This window comes from Methanobrevibacter curvatus, from assembly GCF_001639295.1.
Taxonomy (GTDB): domain Archaea; phylum Methanobacteriota; class Methanobacteria; order Methanobacteriales; family Methanobacteriaceae; genus Methanoflexus; species Methanoflexus curvatus.
The window spans coordinates 1-1,370 of record NZ_LWMV01000096.1 but is presented as its reverse complement, the minus strand read 5'-3'; the positions used below and the strand labels follow the sequence as shown (position 1 = coordinate 1,370).

1 protein-coding gene is annotated in these 1,370 nt (G+C 31.3%); it reads left to right on the top strand.

The window, feature by feature from the left end; genetic code table 11:
- Nucleotides 1–48 precede the first annotated feature (48 nt).
- On the top strand, nt 49–1,176 hold the full coding sequence (locus MBCUR_RS02425) for an ISH3 family transposase (protein ID WP_067089779.1): 1,128 nt from the start codon (nt 49–51) through the stop codon (nt 1,174–1,176).
- Nucleotides 1,177–1,370 lie beyond the last annotated feature (194 nt).

Genomic DNA, 1,370 nt, shown 5'->3' with positions numbered 1-1,370 from the left:
TATCAGTAGTTCGTAAAGTATTAATATTGTGGGTTGTATTATTAATCTATGGAAAGAAAAAACAACCCACATAGATTGTTATGGAACGATGATGTATTAAGTCTTTCGGTGAATGTGATTAAAGATATGTTGAAGTTGAATTCGGCTCCTAATGCAATTTATACTGACACAACGATTATTTGCCATATTCTTAATACTGGTGCTTCTCAAACTAGTATTAGTAATGTTAGTACTCTTTGCCCTGATGCTCCTTCAGAAGGAACTATTAGATATCGTCTTCGTAATCTTGGTTTGGATGGAATTCAACAATCTTTAAATGAAAAACTGAAAACTCATGCATCTAAAACCGTGCACAGTAAACATAGCACTTTTGCTATCGATTTTGTTAACATCCCATACTATGGAAAAGAAAAAAATAGTGGTGACACTATTAAAACTAAACCTAAGCAGGGAACTAGTCATTTTTATGCTTATGCTTCCATATATATGATATTAAGAAATAAACGCTATACTTTAGCTCTGAAATATATTCAAAAAGGTGAAACTTTAAAAGATACTGTAGACTTTTTAATAAATGAAATCAAAACCAATGGATTTAAAATTAAAGGACTGTACCTGGATAGAGAATTTTACACTGTAGAACTAATAAACTATCTCCAAAATAGAAAAATCCCATTTATAATACCATGCATAAAGAGAGGATCTAGCGGAGGAATACAAAAACTATTTATAGGCAATAAAAGCTACTCCACTAACTACACCATGCAATCAAAAGAAAACAAAGCCACATTCCAAGTCAATATAGTTGTTAAATATTCTAAAGGCAAATATAAAGAAAATGGAGCAAAATACTTCGCATATGCAACATATGGCATGAACATGCCCGTAAAAAACACATTTAAAGAGTATAGAAAACGCTTTGGAATAGAATCCAGCTATCGATTAATGAACCAAGCAAGAATACACACCACCACAAAAAAACCAGTGCTAAGACTACTATACATTGGACTAAGCCTTCTCTTAATTAATATTTGGGTCTACATCCAGTGGACATATCTCAGCATTCCACGACAAGGTGGTCGCAAAAAAGTAACTTGGACATTTAAAAACATGCTAAGACAAATCAACAAAACAACCGAAGAAAAACTCGGATTCAACAACAAAATACTACTCTAAAAACCAACAACTCCCTGGAAAAATCCTTAAAAATACTCACAAAAACCATGAAAAGTACAAATTAGCAACACCAATACCACACTAAATCAAAATAAATTCCAACAGAACATGCAAAAATTAATTGATAAAAAAAAATAATAGAAACAAAAACTACTTAAAAACAAAAATACAAAAACACTTTACGAACTACTGAT

What these genes read in the sequence shown, in the direction of transcription:
- MBCUR_RS02425 (WP_067089779.1), top strand. Translation starts at nt 49, where the DNA reads ATGGAAAGAAAAAACAACCCACATAGATTGTTATGGAACGATGATGTA.